18 protein-coding genes are annotated in these 17,417 nt (G+C 39.0%); 11 read left to right on the top strand and 7 right to left on the bottom strand.

Annotated features, from left to right (window positions below; all coding sequences use genetic code 11):
- Positions 1 to 340 precede the first annotated feature (340 nt).
- The 3 genes from R2R28_RS20775 to tsaE form a co-directional block, all read right to left on the bottom strand.
- Complete coding sequence (locus R2R28_RS20775) at positions 341 to 1,024, bottom strand: M15 family metallopeptidase (protein WP_316827575.1); 684 nt, start codon at positions 1,022 to 1,024, stop codon at positions 341 to 343.
- A gap of 112 nt (positions 1,025 to 1,136) precedes the next feature.
- The gene (locus tag R2R28_RS20770) at positions 1,137 to 2,363 is read right to left on the bottom strand and encodes an alanine dehydrogenase (RefSeq protein ID WP_316827574.1); all 1,227 of its coding nucleotides are present in this window, start codon (positions 2,361 to 2,363) and stop codon (positions 1,137 to 1,139) included.
- A 73-nt stretch (positions 2,364 to 2,436) separates the two neighbouring features.
- Complete coding sequence (tsaE, locus tag R2R28_RS20765; protein ID WP_316827573.1) at positions 2,437 to 2,853, bottom strand: tRNA (adenosine(37)-N6)-threonylcarbamoyltransferase complex ATPase subunit type 1 TsaE; 417 nt, start codon at positions 2,851 to 2,853, stop codon at positions 2,437 to 2,439.
- Positions 2,854 to 2,901: 48 nt separating this feature from the next.
- Between tsaE and R2R28_RS20760 the strand changes: the two genes are divergently transcribed.
- Entirely contained in the window at positions 2,902 to 4,011 is a 1,110-nt protein-coding gene (locus R2R28_RS20760) for a C39 family peptidase (protein ID WP_316827572.1), read from the top strand.
- A 165-nt stretch (positions 4,012 to 4,176) separates the two neighbouring features.
- On the opposite strand, the gene R2R28_RS20755 is transcribed toward R2R28_RS20760, so the two are convergent.
- Positions 4,177 to 5,730, bottom strand: a complete 1,554-nt coding sequence (locus tag R2R28_RS20755; RefSeq protein ID WP_316827571.1) for a PglZ domain-containing protein — start codon at positions 5,728 to 5,730, stop codon at positions 4,177 to 4,179.
- A gap of 111 nt (positions 5,731 to 5,841) precedes the next feature.
- Between R2R28_RS20755 and R2R28_RS20750 the strand changes: the two genes are divergently transcribed.
- From R2R28_RS20750 to R2R28_RS20705, 10 genes are all read left to right on the top strand, one after another.
- Positions 5,842 to 7,065, top strand: a complete 1,224-nt coding sequence (locus R2R28_RS20750; RefSeq protein ID WP_316827570.1) for an HD domain-containing protein — start codon at positions 5,842 to 5,844, stop codon at positions 7,063 to 7,065.
- Between the two features lie 122 nt (positions 7,066 to 7,187).
- Positions 7,188 to 8,264, top strand: a complete 1,077-nt coding sequence (gene lpxD / locus R2R28_RS20745; RefSeq protein ID WP_316827569.1) for a UDP-3-O-(3-hydroxymyristoyl)glucosamine N-acyltransferase — start codon at positions 7,188 to 7,190, stop codon at positions 8,262 to 8,264.
- Complete coding sequence (locus tag R2R28_RS20740) at positions 8,254 to 9,666, top strand: bifunctional UDP-3-O-[3-hydroxymyristoyl] N-acetylglucosamine deacetylase/3-hydroxyacyl-ACP dehydratase (protein WP_025141732.1); 1,413 nt, start codon at positions 8,254 to 8,256, stop codon at positions 9,664 to 9,666. The genes lpxD and R2R28_RS20740 overlap by 11 nt, the downstream gene beginning before the upstream one ends.
- A complete protein-coding gene (gene lpxA / locus R2R28_RS20735; RefSeq protein WP_025141731.1) occupies positions 9,666 to 10,451 on the top strand; it encodes an acyl-ACP--UDP-N-acetylglucosamine O-acyltransferase in 786 nt (261 codons plus the stop codon). Before R2R28_RS20740 ends, lpxA begins: the two co-directional genes overlap by 1 nt.
- Before the next feature lie 41 nt (positions 10,452 to 10,492).
- A complete protein-coding gene (locus R2R28_RS20730; RefSeq protein WP_316827568.1) occupies positions 10,493 to 10,975 on the top strand; it encodes a GNAT family N-acetyltransferase in 483 nt (160 codons plus the stop codon).
- 5 nt (positions 10,976 to 10,980) lie between these two features.
- Positions 10,981 to 11,595, top strand: coding sequence for an ABC transporter ATP-binding protein (locus R2R28_RS20725; RefSeq protein ID WP_316827567.1), 615 nt, complete (start codon positions 10,981 to 10,983; stop codon positions 11,593 to 11,595).
- Positions 11,596 to 12,068: 473 nt separating this feature from the next.
- Positions 12,069 to 12,629, top strand: a complete 561-nt coding sequence (gene efp / locus R2R28_RS20720; RefSeq protein ID WP_316827566.1) for an elongation factor P — start codon at positions 12,069 to 12,071, stop codon at positions 12,627 to 12,629.
- 132 nt (positions 12,630 to 12,761) lie between these two features.
- Positions 12,762 to 13,322: an elongation factor P gene (efp, locus tag R2R28_RS20715; RefSeq protein ID WP_316827565.1), complete on the top strand. Its 561-nt coding sequence runs from the start codon at positions 12,762 to 12,764 to the stop codon at positions 13,320 to 13,322.
- A 113-nt stretch (positions 13,323 to 13,435) separates the two neighbouring features.
- Positions 13,436 to 13,996, top strand: coding sequence for a 5-formyltetrahydrofolate cyclo-ligase (locus R2R28_RS20710; RefSeq protein ID WP_316827564.1), 561 nt, complete (start codon positions 13,436 to 13,438; stop codon positions 13,994 to 13,996).
- A 10-nt stretch (positions 13,997 to 14,006) separates the two neighbouring features.
- A complete protein-coding gene (locus R2R28_RS20705; protein ID WP_157255332.1) occupies positions 14,007 to 14,165 on the top strand; it encodes a hypothetical protein in 159 nt (52 codons plus the stop codon).
- A gap of 149 nt (positions 14,166 to 14,314) precedes the next feature.
- Here R2R28_RS20705 and R2R28_RS20700 read toward each other — a convergent pair whose 3' ends face one another.
- The 3 genes from R2R28_RS20700 to R2R28_RS20690 form a co-directional block, all read right to left on the bottom strand.
- Entirely contained in the window at positions 14,315 to 15,316 is a 1,002-nt protein-coding gene (locus tag R2R28_RS20700; protein ID WP_316827563.1) for a formimidoylglutamase, read from the bottom strand.
- Positions 15,309 to 16,550, bottom strand: coding sequence for an imidazolonepropionase (gene hutI, locus R2R28_RS20695; protein ID WP_316827562.1), 1,242 nt, complete (start codon positions 16,548 to 16,550; stop codon positions 15,309 to 15,311). The genes R2R28_RS20700 and hutI overlap by 8 nt, the downstream gene beginning before the upstream one ends.
- A 69-nt stretch (positions 16,551 to 16,619) precedes the next feature.
- The gene (locus tag R2R28_RS20690) at positions 16,620 to 17,387 is read right to left on the bottom strand and encodes an exodeoxyribonuclease III (RefSeq protein WP_316827561.1); all 768 of its coding nucleotides are present in this window, start codon (positions 17,385 to 17,387) and stop codon (positions 16,620 to 16,622) included.
- Positions 17,388 to 17,417 lie beyond the last annotated feature (30 nt).

The raw sequence follows: 17,417 nt of genomic DNA, 5'->3' as shown, positions 1-17,417 counted from the left end.
TGTCAGGTGTTACCACCTGACACTTTCCAAACTAAAAATTTAATAATTTAATGTAAGATGTTACCATCTTACACCGCAGATATAGATTCACTTCCTGACGCGATCGTCATGCTGAATTGTTTCAGCAACTTTCCTGCTAAATAGGCCCTGATTCTGAAGCTTCGGGACAGGGAGAAGACTAGAATAACCATTGAGAAGTCAGGGATATTAAGGCTTTAAGAATGGAAGAGAAGGTCCCGAAACAACCTGATAGCTACCGGGTCCATGATGACACTCGTTTTGAAGATTGTAATTTGGCACCCCAAACCAATGAACCAATGACTACTGAACCAATGAACCTTTATAATTTTTCGAAAGGAATATCCATTAAATCATAGTTTTTCCAATCGGCAAAATCGTAGTGCCACCATTCGTTTTCTAACACATTCATCCGGTATTTAGCCATAATGGAGATCAGGAAATTGCGGTTTTTCTTTGCCTCTGGAGATACCTTTTCATATTTTGCCGCAGCTGCAGCCGAAAAACTGTCATAAGGCGTCGGCATCTCTAATTCTTTACCTGTTTTCAGGTTAATTAAGGTTAAATCTACGGCACAGCCCCTGTTATGTTTCGATCCTTTTGCCGGATTGGCTACAAAATTTTTATCACTGGCCTTTTTATAAAACTCAACGGTAATGGCATAAGGACGGTAACCATCGAATATTTTTAAACCGTAACCCTTTTTATTTAATTCCTTTTGGATCTTCTTTAGCGATTCTACAACAGGTTTCCTGGCAAAAGCCCTCGCCTGTTTATACATTACCTGCTGCATAAAATTATTCTTGGTAGCGTAGCGGATATCTAAACTGATCCCTGGAATGGCTTTTTTAATTTCGACCAGTTCATTGTTCGGGTTCGATTTTATAGCGGCCCGATATTGAGTATAAGAGTTTACTACAACGAGTTTTTTCTTAGGCGTTGGAGTAGTTTGAGCGACAGCAAATAAAGAAAAGAATAGAAAAAATATAAGGCAACTTACTTTCATAACAGAATTGGCTTAAGGTTCGTCGTCATTGCGAGGCACGAAGCAATCTTATAACAATCGCTACAAACTAAAGCACTAGGATTGCTTCTTGCTTCAAGATAATGGATTTTTTTTATTGATTCGAAACCACTAACAATTCAAGATCTTTAAATGGCAGGTTAAACATATCGGCCAGGTCTTTATTGGTACAGTTTCCCTGATAAATATAGAGGGCTTCGCGGATACCTGGATTATTCCAAACCATATTCATCAAACCTCCATACTCACCAATATCCAATAAAATAGGTGCAAAAATATTTGTTAAAGCATACGAGGCTGTTCTAGGCACGCGTGAGGCAATATTAGGCACACAATAATGGATAACATCATATTTCCTGAAAACCGGATTAGTATGATTGGTCACTTCAGAAGTTTCGAAACATCCTCCCTGATCAATACTCACATCAATTACCACAGAATGTGGTTTCATCCTGGCTACGGTTTCTTCCATTACCACACAAGGGCTACGGCCATGACTGGCACGGATGGCACCAATTACCACATCGCAGGTTACAATAGCTTTATTTAATACAATAGGTTGCATTACAGAGGTAAAAACCCTGCTGCCTAAATTATTCTGCAGGCGGCGTAAGCGGTAAATAGAACTGTCAAAAACCTTAACCTCGGCACCCAATGCCAAAGCAGTACGTGCGGCATATTCGCCAACAGTGCCCGCCCCTAAAATAACAATTTCGGTAGGTGGAACGCCGGTAAAACCGCCCAACATTAATCCTTTACCACCTGTTACATTACTCAGGTATTCGGCCGCGATTAAAATAGAGGTCGATCCAACAATTTCGCTCATGGCCCGCACCACACTCAAAATATTACCTTCGTCCCGGAGATTTTCGAAACACAAGGCATTGATTTTTTTATGCATTAAAGCTTTAAGGTAATCTTGCTTTAATGTTCCCGTTTGCAGGGAAGAAATAAGCGTTTGCCCCTTGTGCATTAACTCAATTTCCTCTAAGGTGGGCGGTGCAATTTTTACAATGATATCTGCGTCGAAGATTTCTTTTTTATCATAGGCAATTTTGGCTCCCTGCTCGGCATATTCCGTATCAGAAAAATTGGCGGCTATGCCGGCCCCGGTTTCTAAAACCACGCGGTGGCCATTATTTACCAGTAAAGCCACAGATAAAGGAGTTAAGGCAATTCTGTTTTCCTGGAAAGAAATTTCTTTTGGTATTCCTATATAAAGGCTGTTTTTCTTATTTCTGGTTTCTAATTTCGCCTCTTGTGTTTGCATTAAACCCTGACGAGCAATATCGGCCATTCCTTCGCGTAATCCTGTAGCCATGTTGAATTAATATTTTGGTAGTTTTAGGTTGTTCAAGGTACGGAAAATCTGTTAATTTATTGATAACTAATTGTTATACCTTCGAAAGTCTGAATAATCTGCGGTTCTCATCCAGCACATTTATCGCTACTTTAATGTAGTTTTCAGGCAGTAGTTCTTCTACTCTTTCCGGCCATTCGATTAAACAGGTACCACCACCGTAAAAATATTCTTCATAACCCAGATCATATGCTTCACGGATATCTTTTATCCGGTAAAAATCGAAATGAAAGACCGGCCCGTTAGGGCTTTCGTATTCATTTACGATAGAATAGGTTGGGCTCGAAACCACATCTTCTATTCCCAAATGTTTACAGAAAATTTTAATAAAGGTTGTTTTGCCGGCGCCCATATCGCCTTCAAAAATGAAGATTTTTTCACTGCCCGCAAAATCTGAAAGCTGTTGCGCCACAACAGGTAAACCGGCTAAACTATTTACTTCGATATCCATTTTAAGAGAATAAAGGCAAAAGTAATACTAAAATATTTTGCTTTTGTAATGACAAGGGTTTTAGATACTGCTTTTGTTCAAATAAATAATTATACCGATTATTACTGGATGAAAAATTTCCGCTTCTCCTGCATCGCACTCATCCTGCTATTTTTTATCTCCTGCAAAAAGGAAACGGTAGAATTAAGCAGCGAAAATAAATTATTGACCTTCTCGGTAGTCGGCCAGCTTTCAGCTCCCATAATCGATGAAACAACACACAAAATTACGGTTACTATTAGCCCAATAGCCAATATAAGTGCTTTAAGCTGTATTTTTTCAGTTTCGAGTGAAGCATTAGTTACGATTAATAATAACAGACAAGTAGGCAATACCGCAACAGCTAATTTCTCTATGCCGGCAGTAATGAATATTACAGCCCCTAACGGTAATACGAGCAGCTGGACAATTGTTGTGAATATCATTTCAGAAGAATACGGATTGGGCAAATCGGTTATAGCTTCTAAAAGCATCGAAAAAACATTTAAGTGGTACTTTGACCAAGCCGGAACGGGCCAGTTTTCTGCTATTAATTGTGGGCCAACAGTGGCAACAATGGCCGTTAAATGGAGCGACTCTACTTTTATCAAAACACCAGAAGACGCCAGGAATACCTACAGAGCCACTGGTGGTTGGTGGTATACCGACGATATTGTAAATTACTTAAACAAGTATGGCATTAATTCAGCCTATACTGCGCTTCCTGATAATTATCAAACCATAAAAAAATACATCGATCAAAACTATATCGTAATCTTATGTTTAGACAATTATTACATACGATATAATACCAGTGCAACTGAGCATGTAGATAAATATTACAGGGTAAATGCAGCAGCATCGGGCCATTTTATAATCGTAAAAGGATATAAACAGGTTGATAATCAGTTTTATTTCGAGGTATACGATCCCTGGTCGTATGGCGCAAGTTATACCTTAGGCAATCAGTTGAAGGGAGAAAACCGTTATTACAGAAGCGACGATCTTGAAACAGCAACCAATGTGTGGTGGGATTATGCAATTATTGTTGCGCCAAAAGGAAAATCTGTAGTAAAATTAAGCGAATTAAGTCCGAAGGCTCAGTTATTATCGATAGCTCCATCACAACACGGAGGGTAATAAAGAGAAAGCCCAGTCCACTTTGTGAACTGGGCTTTCTCTTTAGTTAACAAGTCTTAAAAAACCGTCAAATCGACCGGAACAGAGAGATCTATCTCGAGACAGATTTCTCGACTACGTTGCACTTCGCTCGAAATGACGACTCTCGTGCCTCAAATCCCCCAACTACCTCGGCGAATATGTAACCACCGGAATAATCATTTCTTCTAATGAAATACCGCCATGCTGAAAGGTTTCATTATAATAGTTTACAAACTGGTTGTAGTTATTCGGATAAACGAAATAACTGTCTTCCCTTGCAAAAATATAACTGCTGCTGATATTAATCTTTGGCAATAGAGCATCATGTGGATTTTTGATCAAAAACACCTCTTTTGCATTAAAATTAAGGTTTCTACCCTGTTTGTACCGTAAATTGGTGTTTGTACTCCTATCGCCGATTACTTTAACCGGTTTTTTAACACGAATGGTACCATGATCTGTAGTAATGACTACTTTAACCTGTTTTTGGGAGATTTTTTTCAATAAATCCCAAAGCGGCGAGTGCTCAAACCACGATAAGGTTAATGAACGGTAAGCTGCATCATCATTCGCCAGCTCGCGGATCATTTGCATATCAGTACGGGCATGGCTCAGCATATCAACAAAGTTGAATACAATGGCGTTGAAATCGTTCTGCAGCAAATTATTGGTTTGATCAACCAGGTCTTTGCCTTGCTCAAAGGTTAAAATCTTATTATAACTGAATTTACAGTCTTTTCGTAAACTGCGTTTGATATTATCGGCCAGAAAAGCTTCTTCGTGCATATTTTTTCCACCTTCATCATCATCGTTCTGCCATAGCTGAGGGAAACGTTTTTCCATATCCAAAGGCATCATGCCCGAAAAAATGGCGTTACGTGCGTATTGCGTTGCTGTTGGTAAAATGCTGGTGTACATATCCTCTTCATCAATTCTGAAATATTCAGAAATCAAAGGGTTAATGATTTTCCACTGATCATAACGCAGGTTATCAATCAGGATAAAAAATACAGGTATATTATCATTAATATGAGGGAAAGCTTTTTTCTTTAACAACTCATTCGAAAGTAAAGGTGCTTTATCCTTATTCTTGATCCAGTCGAGGTAATTTTCTTCTATGAATTTGGTAAACTGTGTATTTGCTTCCTGTTTCTGCATGGTTAAAATTTCATGCATCTGAGGATCATCCAGTTTTTCAAGCTCAATTTCCCAGAAAACAATTTTCTTATATACCTCAACCCACTCTTCGTAGTTAAGCCTGTCGCCCAGTGTCATGCCCAAACGACGGAAATCCTGCTGGTAAGCCATTGATGTTTTTTCGCTTACCAAACGTTTATTATCGATCAGTTTTTTTATGGTAAGCAAAACCTGTTTAGGGTTTACAGGCTTAATCAGATAGTCGTCAATTTTACTACCAATCGCATCCTCCATTAAATTCTCTTCTTCACTTTTGGTAATCAAAACCACCGGAACATCGGGATTTAAATTTTTAATGGCCGAAAGCGTTTCGATACCACTCATTCCCGGCATATTTTCATCTAAGAAAACCAGGTCAAAATGAGCTTTCCCAAATGCCTCTAATGCGTCGTTTCCATTGGTAAATGTGGTTACATGGTAACCTTTATCATTCAACAATAATATATGTGGTTTTAACAGATCGATTTCATCATCGGCCCATAATATCTTAGTTTCTTGCATGTTTTTGTAAAAATAGGTAAGTATTGCCTTTTAATTTTGGCAGGTAAATCAAACTATAAATAAAAATAGCAATTTTTGTACCGTATCTATCTATTTAACTATTTTTAACGATTGAACAAGAAGAAAATAATAAATGATCCCGTTTACGGTTTCATCAGTATTCCATCAGAACTGGTTTATGATGTAATCTCGCATCCATATTTCCAGCGTTTGCGTTACATTAAACAACTGGGGATGACGCATTTGGTATATCCGGGGGCTTTACACACCCGTTTTCACCACGCTTTGGGTGCCATGCATTTAATGAGCTTAGCCATCAATCTTTTAAAAAGTAAAGGACATGCTATAACGGAAGGCGAAGAAGAAGCCGCCATTTTGGCCATTTTACTACACGACATCGGCCACGGACCTTTTTCTCATGCGCTGGAACATTCGTTGGTTACCGGGATCAGGCACGAGGATATTTCGGCAAAGCTAATGAACGACCTGAATATTCATTTTGAAGGTAAGTTAAGCCACGCTATTGAGGTTTTTAACGGCACCTATCACAAAAAATTCCTTCACCAGCTCATTTCAGGTCAATTGGATCTGGATCGGATGGATTATTTAAACCGCGACAGTTTTTTTACGGGTGTGAGTGAGGGTGTAATCAGTTTCGACCGGATTATTAAGATGTTTAATGTGTTTGATGATGACCTGGTGATTGAAGAAAAAGGCATTTATTCGATCGAAAAGTTTTTAATTGCCCGCAGGCTGATGTACTGGCAGGTTTACCTGCACAAAACGGTAATATCGGGCGAAATGATTTTGGTGAAATTACTGGAACGTGCCAAAGAACTTTCTGCAGCCGGCGCTGATTTATTTGCTTCGCCATCGTTAAATCACTTCTTAAAAAATGACATCAACGAAGGCAACTTCTTTGCACAGCACGAAAATCTGGAACATTTTACCAACCTGGATGATCAGGATATTTACGCAGCAGTTAAGGTTTGGACCAAACATCCCGATAAAATTTTGTCTACACTGTGTAAAATGCTTACCTCAAGGAATCTTTATAAGGTAGAAATGGGCAACGAAAAAGTGGGCGATGACCGTCTTAACTTTTTACAGGATGCGGCCATTAATTTACTGGAAATTAAACCTGAAGAGGCCCGTTATTTTGTTTTTACAGATTCGATTCAAAACCGGGCTTATAATGCTGGTGTGGGTAATATCAAGATTTTGAAGAAAAATAACGATATTGTAGATATTGCAAAGGCCTCCGATTTATCCAACCTGGAATCTTTACAAAAAACTGTAGAAAAATATATCCTCTGTTACCCCAGAGGGATTTAAGCTTATTTAACAAAATATTTAACTTTTACTGCCGTTTTAAGTCTTATTATTGTGTAAAATATACACAGCTTAACCCTAGCAGGTTTTTTTGTTCATATCAATTTAACATATACCTTTGTACGATGCAATTTACTGCCACGCAGATAAGTCAGTTTTTGAACGGTTCCATTGATGGCAACCCAGATGTAGCCGTTACCGAACTTTCTAAAATAGAAGACGGGAAGGAAGGCTCTTTGTCTTTTCTTTCTAACCCTAAGTACGAAAACTTCTTGTATTCTACTCAGGCCTCAGTTGTTATCGTTTCAAAAGACTTTGCTCCTACACAGCCATATACCAGCACTCTAATCCGTGTTGAAAACCCATATAGTTCCTTTACTATTTTATTGGATAAATACAACGAAGCCATAAACGCACAAGCTGCTCAATCGGGCATCGATAAGCTGGCTTTTGTACATCCAACAGCAAAAATTGGCAAAAACGTATTCATCGATGCCTTTGCCTATGTTGCTGAAAATGTAGAAATTGGCGATGGATGCAAATTAAATGCCCAAACTTTTATTGGTGCTAACTCTAAAGTTGGCGAAAACAGCACATTTTTTCCAGGGGTAAAAATTTATCATAATTCGGTAATCGGTAAAAGGGTTACCATCCATTCTAATACCGTTATCGGAAGTGATGGATTTGGTTTCGCACCACAGAAAGACGGTACCTACAATAAAATCCCTCAAATAGGGAACGTAGTTATTGAAGATGATGTAGAAATTGGCGCAAATACCACGGTTGATCGTGCTACGATGGGATCAACTATTGTAAAAAAAGGTGCAAAAATTGATAACCTGATCCAAATTGCGCACAATGTAGAAATTGGCGAAAACACGGTTCTAGCAGCACAATCAGGCATATCAGGCAGTACCAAAATTGGCGCGAACAGCGTTGTTGGCGGACAAGTAGGCATTGCCGGCCATTTAACCCTGGCTAAAGGCACGCAGATTGGTGCACAGGCTGGTATTAACTTTAACATTACAGAAGAAAATAAACAATGGCACGGAAGTCCGGCGCAGCCTTTACGCAACTGGATGCGTGCCTCCGTGATTTTCAAACATCTTCCAGATGTAGAAAAAAGAATAAACGCGCTCGAAGAGGAATTGAAAAAGCTTACAGCTGAACTGGAAAAGAATACAATAAACAATGAACGTTAGACAAAAAACGATTAAACAAGAAATATCAGCATCTGGTGTTGGTTTACACACAGGTGCTAATGTTACTTTAACATTTTGCCCAGCCCCCGAAAATCATGGCTTTAAATTTCAGCGCATAGATTTAGACGGGCATCCGATTATCGAAGCCGATGCTGATAACGTAACCGACACATCCCGCGGTACAACACTTACCCAAAATGGCGCCAGCGTAAGTACCGTAGAGCACGTAATGGCTTCGTTGGTGGGTATGGACCTTGATAATGTTCTGATCAAATTAGACGGACCAGAAACGCCGATTATGGACGGCAGTTCGATTCAGTTTGTTGATTTATTGGAAGAAGTAGGTACGGTTGAACAAAATGCAGATCGTGAGTATTTCACTATTCCCCATAACATTACTTATACCGAAGAAGACAGAAAGGTAGAAATTGTGGCCATGCCGTTAGATGATTATCGTTTTACGTGTATGATCGATTATAACTCTCCTGTTTTAGGCAGTCAGCATGCTGGCATTAATACCATTGCAGAGTTTAAAAAAGAAATTGCTTCCTGCCGTACTTTCTGTTTCTTACACGAATTAGAATATCAGCTATCTCATAACCTAATCAAAGGCGGCGATTTAAATAACGCCATTGTAATTGTAGATAAAGAGGTTACTAAAGATGAATTAAGCCACCTGGCTAAGCTATTTAACCGCAAGGACATTGATGTTGCCCCACAAGGGATTTTGAACAACATGGAGCTGCGTTACCAAAACGAGCCTGCCCGCCATAAATTATTAGATATGATTGGCGATTTAGCTTTGGTTGGCATGCATTTAAAAGGTCATATTATGGCGGCACGCCCTGGCCACGCAGCAAACGTTGCTTTTGCCAAAAAGATAAAAGCAGCCATTAAAAAAGAGAAAAACAAAAAAATACAGAAGGTGTACGATCCAAGTGCAAAACCATTATACGACGTGGTTCAGATTATGGATATTTTGCCTCACCGTCAGCCATTTTTATTTGTAGATAAAATATTAGAACTTTCTAAAAACCACGTGGTAGGCGTTAAAAACGTAACCATGAATGAGGAGTTTTTTAAAGGTCACTTTCCTGGCGCTCCGGTTTTCCCCGGCGTAATCCAGATCGAGGCCATGGCTCAGGTTGGAGGTATTTTAGTATTGAGTACCGTTCCGGATCCAAGGAATTACTTAACTTATTTCTTAAAAATAGATAACGTAAGATTTAGAGCACAGGTACTCCCTGGCGATACGATCGTTTTCCGCTGCGATTTACTTGAACCAATCAGAAGAGGCATTGCCCAGATGAAAGGTGTAGGTATGGTTGGCGAAAAAATCGTTGTCGAGGCCGAAATGATGGCCCAAATTTCAAAAATTAAACAAGCAGAACCCGCCCAATAATGATACAACCTTTAGCATATATACACCCTCAGGCAAAAATTGCCGAAAATGTAGTAATCGAACCCTTTGTAGTGATACATAAAGACGTTGTAATTGGAGAAGGTACCTGGATCGGATCGAACGTGACCATTATGGACGGTGCACGTATAGGTAAAAACTGCCGTATTTTTCCTGGCGCAGTTATTTCAGGCGAGCCGCAGGATTTAAAATTTGCCGGCGAAATTACTACTGCAGAAATTGGTGATAATACCACTATCCGCGAGTGTGTAACCATTAACCGTGGCACTAAAGATAAATGGAAAACCACCATCGGCAGCAACTGTTTAATTCAGGCTTACTCGCACATTGCACACGATTGTGAGGTAGGAAATAACTGTATTTTCTCGAACAGCACCACTTTAGCAGGCCACATCACCATTGGCAACAATGTGGTTTTAGCTGGCTTGGTTGCAATACATCAATTTGTTAAAGTAGGTTCTTACGCTTTTGTAACCGGTGGTTCATTGGTACGTAAAGATGTTCCGCCTTATGTAAAAGCTGCCCGTGAGCCGCTTTCTTATGCAGGCATCAACTCTGTTGGTTTACGCAGAAGAGGTTTTACCAACGAGCAGATCGACGAAATACAGGAAATTTACCGTGTACTTTTCGTAAAACACAATAACGTAACTAAAGCTTTAGACATGATCGAAGCCGAATTTAAACCAACGGAAATCCGTGATGAAATTGTTGATTTTATCCGTAATTCTAACCGTGGGGTAATGAAGGGTTTTGGCATGGGCAGTTAAGCGAAAAGCTTAAAAACCAAAGCTAAAATTTTAATTATTCAATGAGTGATTTAACGCTAATCAGAACGGATTCAGATCACGCCGATTTTAGACAACTGGTTGCTTTGCTGGATCAGGATTTAGCCGTTAGAGATGGTGAGGATCACGCTTTTTATGCTCAATTTAATAAGGTTGATGCCATTAAAGAAGTGATTGTTGCCTATCAAAACGAAGTAGCAGTTGGTTGTGGCGCCATAAAACCTTTCTCAGCAGCCGAAGCCGAAGTTAAAAGGATGTTTGTTCATCCCGATTACCGAAAGCAAGGCATAGCCGCTAAAATTGTAACCGAACTGGAGACATGGGCAGCAGAATTCGGTTTTTCGTCTACTGTATTGGAAACAGGCAAAAAGCAGCCCGAAGCCATTGCGCTCTACCAGAAAGCCGGTTACCACATTACGCCAAATTATGGCCAATATATCGGAGTTGAGAATAGCGTTTGCATGATCAAACCGCTTGCCAATCACCGCCAAATGCCAAACGCTTAACCTAAATGAATATCACTTTACAAAATGTTGGCAGAAGGTTTAACAAAGAATGGATTTTCAGGGACTTAAGCACCGAATTTTCATCGGGAAACAGTTATGCCATATTAGGACCGAATGGATCAGGTAAGTCGACTTTATTAAGCGTTTTAAATGGCAGCCTATCTCCTTCTGAAGGAAAAATATTTTTTTCAGATACCACAGAAATTCCTGTAGAAAATATTTACAGGTATATTAGTTTTGCTGCACCCTATCTCGAACTGGTAGAAACTTTTACCTTAAAAGAGATCATTGATTTCCATTTTAAGTTTAAAAATTTTGCTCCTGGTCTTGACGGAAAAAAGCTGATTGGAGTTTTAGGCTTGGAAAAAGCAGCAAACAAAGAAATTAAATACTTTTCATCGGGAATGAAGCAAAGAACCAAACTAGCTTTGGCTTGCTGTACCGATACACCAATTTTATTTTTAGATGAACCTACGAGTAATTTAGACGTTCAGGGAATAAACTGGTACCGCGAACTGATCGAAAATTTTGGAAAAGACCGTTTAATGATAATTGGATCTAATCAAATACAGGAATACGATTTCTGCAATATACAGATACAAATATCAGATTATAAGTAAGTTAACCATCATACCACCTACCTTGGCGATCAATGTTTTGTCATGATTTTGTACTAAAAATAAATTTTTCAAAAAAAATTTTGTAATTAAGAAATAGTTTGTACCTTTGCACCACCAAAAAGAGAAACAATTATTTAATTTATCTCTTCCAGGAAACGATCATAATTCCGCATTTCGGAATCAAAAATATAGCCGATAAAAAGGCAAAGAGTTTTTCATAGTTTAGTTTGAGGTTTAGGTTGATTATGCCTTTGGAGTGGTTCCCAAAGGCATTTCTTTTATACGGAGGTTTTTATTGAAGCTGGCTCCATAAAATGGGCAAAAACAGAAATCAAATCACCCCTACCTTATGCTTCCAACCCAATGAACTAATGACGATTGAACCAATGAACTATAGATTTTGCTTTTCAAATCACTCTGCATTTTTTAACTTTGATTTTTAATCATCAACAAAACAACACCTCATTTAAAAAATGGCTAAAGCATCAGAAATATGGACAGGAAGTGTTCTTCGCATTAACGGAGAGTTGGTAAGCGTAGAAGAATATATCCATCGTACCCCGGGTAACTTAAGGGCTTTTTATCAGGCCCGTATGCGTAACATCAAAACAGGAAAAATTGTTGAATACCGATTCCGTCCGGATGAGGAGGTTACCTTTGCCCGTGTAGAAACCAATGATTATCAATATCTGTATGAGGATGGCGATTATTTAGTGGTGATGGATAATGAAACTTTTGAGCAGCACAACATCCCTAAACTCCTTTTTGGTGATTCGATTAAGTTTTTAAAGGAAAGTATGACACTAACCGTAGCTTTTGAAAGCGATGAACCGATTATTGCACACTTACCAAAAAGTGTTGAACTTCTGGTTACCTATACTGAACCTGCAGTAAAAGGAGATACCGCTACCAGTGCGCTTAAGCAGGCCACTGTAGAAACTGGTGCCGAAATCAGGGTTCCGTTATTTGTTAATGAAGGCGATAAGATTAAAATTGATACGCGCACAGGCGATTATATGGAGAGGGTAAGATAGCGGAATTAAAGGCTTAGATTTCATTAAACCCTAAGCCTTATGCCTTAAACCTTTATAGGTTTTTATCAAAATAATTTTACCTTTGCCGTCACGAAAAACTAAAATACAAAACCCCGTTTGGGATAACACAATATGGCAAAAGCATCAGAAATTAAAACAGGTAACATCCTTCGTATAAACAACGAACTGGTTACTGTTGACGAATGGAATCACCGCACACCAGGAAAAGGCGGTGCATTTTACACGGGTAAATTCCGTAACATTAAATCGGGCAGAATTGTAGAAGCACGTATGAATACAGACGAGGCTGTAGAAATCTGCCGTGTAGAAACCAGCGATTACCAATACTTATACGAAGAAGGTGATTATTTGGTGGTAATGGACAATAATAGCTATGAGCAGTTTAATGTTGAAAAAGCTTTATTTGGCTCAGCTATTAAATTTCTAAAAGAAGGTATGAATATTATTGTTTCGATGGAAAGCGACGAGGCAATTATGGCCCAGTTACCAAACTTTGCAGAATTCGAAATTACTTATTCAGAGCCTGCAGTTAAAGGTGATACTTCTACCAACGCATTAAAAGCGGCTACGCTTGAAAACGGTGTTGAGGTTAAGGTACCAATGTTCGTAAACCAGGGCGATAAAATTAAAATTGATACCCGCACCGGTGAATATGTGGAGCGTGTAAAATAATTTTAACAATGATATTAAAAGCCTCTGAAATTAGTTTTCAGAGGCTTTTTTGTTCCTCAAGCCCTATAAGGTTTTAAAAACCTTACAGGTCTATAAATATTATCTTTGTAATTATGCTAAAAGCCGAAATCAGAAAGCAAGCGCTAAAAGATAGATTATTGCTAAATGACTCAACTTATCAGGAGTTAAACGAATCGCTTTTAAAACAGTTTAAAACGCTAGATTTTAGCAAAATTAAAGCCCTTCACATCTTTCTACCCATTACCGAAAAAAGAGAACCTAACACTTTTTTATTAATCGATTGGATTACCAAAAAGCATCCCGAAATTAAAATCATCGTGCCCAAAGCCGATTTTGAAACGGCACTGATGACAAATCATGAATATTTAGGGGTAGATGACCTGAAAAAAAACCTTTACAACATCCTCGAACCGCAAAAAGGAAACTTGCATACAGGAGAAATAGATCTGGTGATTATCCCACTATTGGCTTTTGACTTGCTAGGTTACCGCGTAGGCTATGGCAAAGGTTTCTACGATCGTTTTCTAGAAAATACAAATGCTCAAAAAATAGGTTTATCTTTGTACCCTGCTATAGAAAAAATCGATGATGTAAATGAACACGACATTAAACTCGATTTTTGCATTACACCAACGGAAATTATAAAATTTTAAGCTTACCAGCATGCCACAGGAAATCGTTATCAAAACAGAAAAACAATACGAAGACAACATGATTGCGGTATTCGAACTACAGGAGAAAGAGGAATTAACTGCAGAAGACCTTAAACAGATTGAATTAATGTTGAAAGCTGGTGAAAAATACGAAGCAGAGCATTTGTAGGAGGTTCATTAGTTCACTGGTCATTGATTAATTGGGTAGCAAATCCGTCATCTCGACCGAAGCAACGCGGAGTGGAGAGATCTTTGAACCAAATTATCGAAATGCACTTTAAAGATTTCCCGACTGCGTTACCGGATGTAAAATCCTAACTAAACATCTGCTGTGTACGCTTTCACAAAATCGCTCACCAGATAAGCAATCAGTTTAGCGGTTAATTTGCTTACCCTCCCATCAAGCATCCGAGTAGCGCCTTCACAAATGTGTAAATAAGAAAATTTCTTAGCGTTAGTTAAAACGAGTTTCCGGATATCATTAACAGCAAAGCCAGAGGGTGTTTCGGCACTTGAAAGTACATTTTGAATACAATCCAGATCGATTTCCAAACCAGCTACCGCTCCAAGTTCGTTAACCAGGTTATTAGCATCAGCCCCTGCTAAAATATCATCAAAAAATACAGCACTTAATTTCGGATCATGCTCAATTTGGCTCAAAATAACCTCATTATTATAGTTTTGATGCAAGCCATACATGAAATAATTATTCAGGTAATTTTCTTTTAAAGCATAAGAAAAGCCATTGCCACTGTGTCTCCCCTCCAACTCCCTTAAATCCGCATGCGCATCAATATTAAACACATCTATCGGGTTTTTGCATGCTAAAGAAGTTCCTTTGATCATTGGGTAGGCATTATTGTGCCCGCCACCAATTACAATAGGAATTTTACCCGCAGCCACAATTCTCTCGATTATCGGATAAACCAAATCATCAATTTCAGCAGCTTTATCCCGCAGGCCTTTTGTAGAAGAATCGCTTGGCTCGTCAACCTCGACATGGCCGAGGACCAAAACTTCTTCGCCATTTAAAAAGCGGTTGCTCTGGATATTCAAAAAAGCGGTTAAACCTGGTCGCCACGCCGATGCTGCGCCAGCAATACCTGAATTTGCACGTATACCAATATCTTCAGGAATCCCTAACAATACAAATTTTGATTTACTTACTTTTAACCCTTCTATTGAGATTGCCGCGGTTGATGAAGAATCTCCTTCGAAATGACGATATAGATTGATTTTTTCGCCAAGTTTGGTTTCGCCATCACGATGGATAATTAAATGCTCAATGTCGCTTCGCGAATATATTTTAAGGTTATCCATGATAAATCTCACCATTTAAAATCACCGTATCAACCTGGCTTTCACCAAAACTGTACGGCAAATAGGCTATTGAGGGCATTGGTTTTGTGATAAATAAATTTGCTTTTTTTCCAACGGCAATGCTTCCATAACTTTCGCTGATCTCCATTGCTGCCGCACCGTTTAAAGTAGCTGCGTTGATGGCCTGCTCAGGGAACATTTTCATTTTAATACAGCCTAGCGATACCACAAAATTCATATTCCCTGAAGGTGTTGAGCCCGGATTATAATCAGTGGCCAAAACAACAGGTAAACCGGCTCTAATAAAACTTTTAGCATCAGCAAATGGAATCCCTAAGTAAAACGAACAAGAAGGCAGCAATGTTACAATGGTATCCGCATTTCTTAAAGTTTGAATCGTTTCTTCGTTACTTTCTTCCAAATGATCGACTGAAATGGCGTTATTTTTAACCGCCACTTCAATAGCGCCCGAAACAGAAAGCTGGTTGGCATGTATTTTTGGTTTCAGTCCGTATTTTGCCCCAGCCTTTAATATTTGATCGGTTTCTTCGACAGAGAAAAACCCTTTTTCGCAGAAAACGTCAATATAATCAGCCAGGTTTTCTTTAGCAATGAGTGGCAACATCTCATTAATAATCAAATCGATATAGCCCTGGTGATTATTTTTATATTCTGCGGGGAAAGCATGCGCTGCCAGAAAAGTGGCTTTTATCGGGATCGGAAACTGAGCTTTTAACCTGCGGATTACCCTGAGCATTTTGATTTCACTTTGAGTGGTTAAGCCATAACCGCTTTTTATTTCAACAGCTCCCGTACCCTGAAGGATCATCTGTTTTAGCCTTTTAGCAGCACTTGCAAACAGTTCATCTTCTGATGCTTTTTGGAGCTTATTGGCTGAATTTAAAATTCCACCACCTGCCGCTGCAATTTCCTCATAGGTTTTACCTTGAATTTTCATGGCAAATTCTTCTTCACGTGAGGCTGCAAAAACAATATGGGTGTGGCTATCGCACCAGGATGGAAAAATGTACCTGCCTTCCGCTGAGATCTGAGACGATAGATTTGAGATCTGAGATGGGATTGAATTCATCAACCCGAAATCTTTGATCAAGGCATCTTCTATTAAAAGCCATGCATTTTCAAGAACAGGCAAATCATTTAGCTCGCTGCCGCGAAGCACTAATTTATCTTTAGGATGCAGGCCAACGAGACCTTTTATGTTAGTGATTAGCATTTATCTGATGGTTAATTGTTTAAACTGTATGAATTGGTTAATCGAAAATGAGTACAGTTAACCCAAAACTTAATCGACCTCTAAAAGAACCGGACAATGATCAGAATGTATGGCATCGGGTAAAATTCTTACATTTTTTAAGCGGCCTTCCATTGGTTTTGTAGCCAGATGGTAATCGATACGCCAACCCAGGTTCTTTCCCCTCGATCCGGCACGGTAGCTCCACCAGGTGTAATGATGCGGATCTTTATTAAAATGGCGGAAAGTATCAATGAAACCGTTATCTAAAAATAACTGCATCCACTCACGCTCTTTGGGTAAAAACCCGGATGAGTTGGCATTTGATTTTGGATTATGGATATCAATAGCCGTGTGACAGATATTATAATCGCCACTTACTATCAAATTTGGAATTTCTTTACGTAATTCACCGATATAGCCATCAAAAAATCGCATAAATTCGTACTTTTTTACCTGACGTTCATCTCCGCTCGATCCGGAAGGCATATATAAGCTCATTAATGAAAAACTGTCAAAATCAGCCCTTAAAATTCTGCCTTCTTTATCGATCCACGCTTCACCACATCCAAATTCTACATGGTTGGGTTTAATTTTCGATAAAATGGCTACGCCGCTATATCCTTTTTTCTCTGCCGGGAACCAATAATGGTGATACCCCAACTGCTCAATCAGTGCAATAATTTCAGGGATTTGTGAAGGCAAGGCCTTTACTTCCTGCAAACAAACCATATCGGCATCTGTAGCTTGTAACCAGCCAAAAAAGTTTTTGGTACTTGCCGCCCTAATCCCATTTACGTTATAGGAGATAATCTTCATTCAGTAAATTTCAATTGTTGTGGGCGGTAA

The sequence above is a fragment of the Pedobacter miscanthi genome, assembly GCF_032678605.1.
Lineage (GTDB): Bacteria > Bacteroidota > Bacteroidia > Sphingobacteriales > Sphingobacteriaceae > Pedobacter > Pedobacter miscanthi_A.
Note: the sequence above shows the minus strand (reverse complement) of the source record. Positions and strands in the feature narration are given on the sequence as shown.

Excerpts from the sequence above, each read along its gene's own strand:
- R2R28_RS20775 (WP_316827575.1), bottom strand. The coding sequence starts at position 1,024 with ATGAAAGTAAGTTGCCTTATATTTTTTCTATTCTTTTCTTTATTTGCT.
- R2R28_RS20770 (WP_316827574.1), bottom strand. The coding sequence starts at position 2,363 with ATGGCTACAGGATTACGCGAAGGAATGGCCGATATTGCTCGTCAGGGT.
- tsaE (WP_316827573.1), bottom strand. The coding sequence starts at position 2,853 with ATGGATATCGAAGTAAATAGTTTAGCCGGTTTACCTGTTGTGGCGCAA.
- R2R28_RS20760 (WP_316827572.1), top strand. The coding sequence starts at position 2,902 with ATGACAAGGGTTTTAGATACTGCTTTTGTTCAAATAAATAATTATACC.
- R2R28_RS20755 (WP_316827571.1), bottom strand. The coding sequence starts at position 5,730 with ATGCAAGAAACTAAGATATTATGGGCCGATGATGAAATCGATCTGTTA.
- lpxD (WP_316827569.1), top strand. The coding sequence starts at position 7,188 with ATGCAATTTACTGCCACGCAGATAAGTCAGTTTTTGAACGGTTCCATT.
- R2R28_RS20740 (WP_025141732.1), top strand. The coding sequence starts at position 8,254 with ATGAACGTTAGACAAAAAACGATTAAACAAGAAATATCAGCATCTGGT.
- lpxA (WP_025141731.1), top strand. The coding sequence starts at position 9,666 with ATGATACAACCTTTAGCATATATACACCCTCAGGCAAAAATTGCCGAA.
- R2R28_RS20730 (WP_316827568.1), top strand. The coding sequence starts at position 10,493 with ATGAGTGATTTAACGCTAATCAGAACGGATTCAGATCACGCCGATTTT.
- R2R28_RS20725 (WP_316827567.1), top strand. The coding sequence starts at position 10,981 with ATGAATATCACTTTACAAAATGTTGGCAGAAGGTTTAACAAAGAATGG.
- efp (WP_316827566.1), top strand. The coding sequence starts at position 12,069 with ATGGCTAAAGCATCAGAAATATGGACAGGAAGTGTTCTTCGCATTAAC.
- efp (WP_316827565.1), top strand. The coding sequence starts at position 12,762 with ATGGCAAAAGCATCAGAAATTAAAACAGGTAACATCCTTCGTATAAAC.
- R2R28_RS20710 (WP_316827564.1), top strand. The coding sequence starts at position 13,436 with ATGCTAAAAGCCGAAATCAGAAAGCAAGCGCTAAAAGATAGATTATTG.
- R2R28_RS20705 (WP_157255332.1), top strand. The coding sequence starts at position 14,007 with ATGCCACAGGAAATCGTTATCAAAACAGAAAAACAATACGAAGACAAC.
- R2R28_RS20700 (WP_316827563.1), bottom strand. The coding sequence starts at position 15,316 with ATGGATAACCTTAAAATATATTCGCGAAGCGACATTGAGCATTTAATT.
- hutI (WP_316827562.1), bottom strand. The coding sequence starts at position 16,550 with ATGCTAATCACTAACATAAAAGGTCTCGTTGGCCTGCATCCTAAAGAT.
- R2R28_RS20690 (WP_316827561.1), bottom strand. The coding sequence starts at position 17,387 with ATGAAGATTATCTCCTATAACGTAAATGGGATTAGGGCGGCAAGTACC.